The sequence below is a fragment of the Nocardiopsis sp. TNDT3 genome (assembly GCF_003427465.1).
Lineage (GTDB): Bacteria > Actinomycetota > Actinomycetes > Streptosporangiales > Streptosporangiaceae > Nocardiopsis > Nocardiopsis dassonvillei.
The window spans coordinates 1-3,696 of sequence record NZ_QPFC01000146.1 but is presented as its reverse complement, the minus strand read 5'-3'; the positions used below and the strand labels follow the sequence as shown (position 1 = coordinate 3,696).

General features: G+C 71.7%; 4 protein-coding genes. 2 read left to right on the top strand and 2 right to left on the bottom strand.

Annotated features, from left to right (window positions below):
• The first annotated feature begins 75 nt into the window (after positions 1–75).
• Positions 76–399, top strand: a complete 324-nt coding sequence (locus DQW06_RS04130; protein WP_041553368.1) for a hypothetical protein — start codon at positions 76–78, stop codon at positions 397–399.
• A gap of 714 nt (positions 400–1,113) precedes the next feature.
• On the top strand, positions 1,114–1,467 hold the full coding sequence (locus DQW06_RS04125; protein WP_013155875.1) for a MerR family transcriptional regulator: 354 nt from the start codon (positions 1,114–1,116) through the stop codon (positions 1,465–1,467).
• 121 nt (positions 1,468–1,588) lie between these two features.
• Here DQW06_RS04125 and DQW06_RS04120 read toward each other — a convergent pair whose 3' ends face one another.
• Both DQW06_RS04120 and DQW06_RS04115 read right to left on the bottom strand, forming a co-directional pair.
• On the bottom strand, positions 1,589–1,978 hold the full coding sequence (locus DQW06_RS04120) for a DUF779 domain-containing protein (protein ID WP_013155874.1): 390 nt from the start codon (positions 1,976–1,978) through the stop codon (positions 1,589–1,591).
• On the bottom strand, positions 1,978–3,501 hold the full coding sequence (locus tag DQW06_RS04115) for an aldehyde dehydrogenase family protein (RefSeq protein ID WP_013155873.1): 1,524 nt from the start codon (positions 3,499–3,501) through the stop codon (positions 1,978–1,980). Before DQW06_RS04115 ends, DQW06_RS04120 begins: the two co-directional genes overlap by 1 nt.
• Between the last annotated feature and the right edge of the window lie 195 nt (positions 3,502–3,696).

Sequence of the window (3,696 nt, the reverse complement as noted above, 5' to 3'; positions counted from 1 at the left end):
CGACGGCCCGGCTCCGGCCGGGCCGCCCGCCCCTGAGCAGTGTCCGTGTCCCTCCCCTCAGGAAGCAGTGATCCGATGCCTTCCACACTCCGCAGGACCCGCGCCGTGGCCGAGCACATCCAGCGCCACGACCACCGGGAGACGACCCATTTCGCGTGCGTCCGCTTCTTCCGCGCCCTCCGGGCCTACGAGACCGCGTGGGGGAGCACTCCCGACCGCCTCCGCCAGGCGCTGGAGGACCTCAGGAACGCCACCGCGGAGCTGACCGGCGACCCCGACTCCTTCCGGCGGGCGTGCCGGGACCCTCGCCACGGGGGCCTGCCGCACAGCCTCGACGAACCGCTCGCCGAGCAGCTGAGGGCGTCCCTGGAGGCCCCGGTGTACGCCGAGGCGGGCTGAGGCGGCGCTTCCGGAAAACCTCCTCGCGGGACTCACCGAAATCTACATCGGCCAGAGTAGACATCCGCCGGAAGCGCTGATACATTTCCTGTCGTAGCCACAGAGATCCACGAGGTGGACCACCGGATGCGCCGGTGGGGAGCAGGGCCGGCGTCCCGCCCGCACGGGGGACGCCGCGGCAACAGGGAGAACGCGGTAGGGCTCGACCGACGCAGAGGTTTGCGTACGGCGTCGGGAGCCGGTAGGACCGCAGTACAGAGGTAGGGCAGTACCGCAGGACCGGTTCTTCGCCCGCACGGGGAGGACCGCGCAGTGACAGAGCAGGTCGGCTCGACCGGTGTGCACGTGCCTCAAGACGCCGGGAGCCGGTAGGACAGCGACACGCAGTACAGAGGTAAGGCAGTACCGCAGGACCGGCGCCCCGCCCGTACGGGGGGCGCCGCGGCAGGTGTGAAGTGTACGCAGTGAGATCGAGAGGAGTAGATGCCATCGAGGATCGCCCGGGTGTGGGGATGTCCCACTCGGGTACCGCAGGCCCCGGTTCGGAAGAAGGTGGTCCACGGTCACACAACCGCGATCCCCGCGCTCCCGTCCCAGTTCGACCTCGGGAAGCGGAAGACCGGCAGCAGCCGGTAGATGGTGTTGAACTCTCGGGCCCCAGCGCTGTTCGGCGCTGGGGCCCTCGGCGTGCGATGAGGAGAGAAAGAGAAACGCTTGTCCCGTCCCGAAACCGAAGACCGGTTCGACGATGACGACTACCCCGCCTACACCATGGGCCGCGCGGCGGAGATGATCGGTGCCACACCGGCCTTCCTGCGCGCCCTGGGTGAGGCCCGGCTGATCGAGCCCCTGCGCTCGGCGGGCGGGCACCGCCGCTACTCCCGTTACCAGCTCAGGATCGCCTCCCGCGCCCGCGAACTCGTGGACGAGGGCACTCCGATCGAGGCCGCGTGCAGGATCATCATCCTGGAGGACCAGCTGGAGGAGGCGCAGCGGATCAACGAGGAACTCCGCGCCTCCGAAGCCGGCGCGCGGACCGACGGGCGTCCGGACCCCGGGAACGCCTGACGGGGGACGGGGCGGCGCGGACCGGAGGGCCGCTCCCCCCGCGCTCCCCCGGGAGGCCGCCCCGTCCGGCTCCGTCAGGGCGGCCCCACCGCGTTCTCCGCCCCGCCGGGTCCGCGCGGGCTCAGAGGCGTTCGGCCTCGTCGTCGGTCATCAGCCGGGAGCGGATGAGGAACCGGTTGCCCGTCGGCGCCTCCAGGGAGAAGCCCGCGCCCCTGCCCCGGACGACGTCGATGGTCAGGTGGGTGTGGCTCCACAGCTCGAACTGCGCCCGCGACATCCACACCGGCACCGGTTCGGGCGCGCCCACCTCCAGGTCGCCCAGGCGCACGTCCGAGGCCCCGGTGCGGAACTCCCCCGCCGGATAGCACATCGGCGAGCTGCCGTCGCAGCACCCGCCGGACTGGTGGAACATGAGCGGCCCGTGTTCGGCGCGCAGCTCGCGGAGCAGGGCGGCCGCCGCGTCGGTGACGGCCACCCTCTCCACGGCCGCGCCGTCGGCGCGGGGATCCATCAGAACAGCCCCATCGCCTTGTCGGAGTAGCTGACCAGCAGGTTCTTGGTCTGCTGGTAGTGGTCGAGCATCATCTTGTGGTTCTCGCGGCCGATGCCGGACTGCTTGTACCCGCCGAAGGCCGCGTGCGCCGGGTAGGAGTGGTAGTTGTTCACCCACACGCGGCCCGCCTGGATGTCGCGGCCCGCGCGGTAGGCGGTGTTGCCGTCGCGCGACCACACCCCCGCCCCCAGCCCGTAGAGGGTGTCGTTGGCGGTCTTGAGGGCGTCGTCGTAGTCGTCGAAGCGGGCCACCGACACCACCGGGCCGAAGATCTCCTCCTGGAAGATCCGCATGCCGTTGTGGCCCTCGAAAACGGTCGGCGCGACGTAGTAGCCGCCGGACAGGTCGCCGCCGGGATCGACCCGCTCCCCTCCGGCGAGCACCGCGGCCCCCTCCCGGCGGCCGATGTCGATGTAGGACAGGATCTTCTCCAGCTGGTCGTTGCTGGCCTGGGCGCCGACCATGGTGTCGGTGTCCAGCGGGTTCCCCTGCCGGATCCGGCCGACGCGGGCCAGGGCGTCGCCCATGAAGCGGTCGTAGACGGCGTCCTGCACCAGGGCCCGCGAGGGGCAGGTGCACACCTCGCCCTGGTTGAGGGCGAAGAGGGTGAAGCCCTCCAGGGCCTTGTCGTAGAAGGCGTCGTCGGCCGCGGCCACGTCGGCGAAGAAGATGTTCGGGCTCTTGCCGCCCAGCTCCAGGGTGACCGGGATGAGGTTCTCCGACGCGTACTGCATGATGAGGCGGCCGGTGGTGGTCTCGCCGGTGAAGGCGACCTTGCTGACGCGGGGGCTGCTGGCCAGCGGTTTGCCCGCCTCCGCGCCGAAGCCGTTGACGACGTTGACCACGCCGGGCGGCAGCAGGTCGGCGACCAGCTCCATGAGCAGCAGGATCGACGCGGGGGTCTGCTCGGCGGGCTTGAGCACGACCGCGTTCCCGGCGGCCAGCGCGGGCGCGAGCTTCCAGGTGGCCATGAGCAGCGGGAAGTTCCACGGGATGATCTGGCCGACCACGCCCAGGGGCTCCTGGAAGTGGTAGGCGACGGTGTCGCCGTCGATCTGGGAGGTGTGCCCCTCCTGCGCGCGGATCGCCCCGGCGAAGTAGCGGAAGTGGTCCACGGCCAGCGGCAGGTCGGCGGCCAGGCACTCGCGGACGGGCTTGCCGTTCTCCCAGGACTCGGCGACGGCGAGCCTCTCCAGGTTCTCCTCGACGCGGTCGGCGATCCGGTTGAGGACCAGGGCCCGCTCGGCGGCGGAGGTGCGGCCCCACGCGGGGGCGGCGCCGTGGGCCGCGTCCAGGGCCAGTTCCACGTCCTCCGCGCCGCTGCGGGCGACCTCGGTGAAGACGCGGCCGTTGACGGGGCTGGGGTTCTCGAAGTAGCGGCCCCGGACCGGCCTGACCCACTCGCCCCCGATCCAGTTGTCGTAGCGGGCGGCGTACTCGACGACGCTTCCGGGCTGGCCCGGGGGTGCGTAGATCGCCATGGAGGTCTCCTTAGTTCACCGGGCTCCGGCCGTGGGGCCGGCAGCCGCTTCCGGGGAGGTCGGGAGGGTGACGCTAGTCACCACCACGTTGCGACCACGTTGCGGGCGGGTCAGCCGCCGAGCCAGCGCAGCCTGCCGCGCAGGGCGGCGTGGCGTGGGGAGGCGGGGTCGAGGGCGCGCAGCACGGCGGTCAGG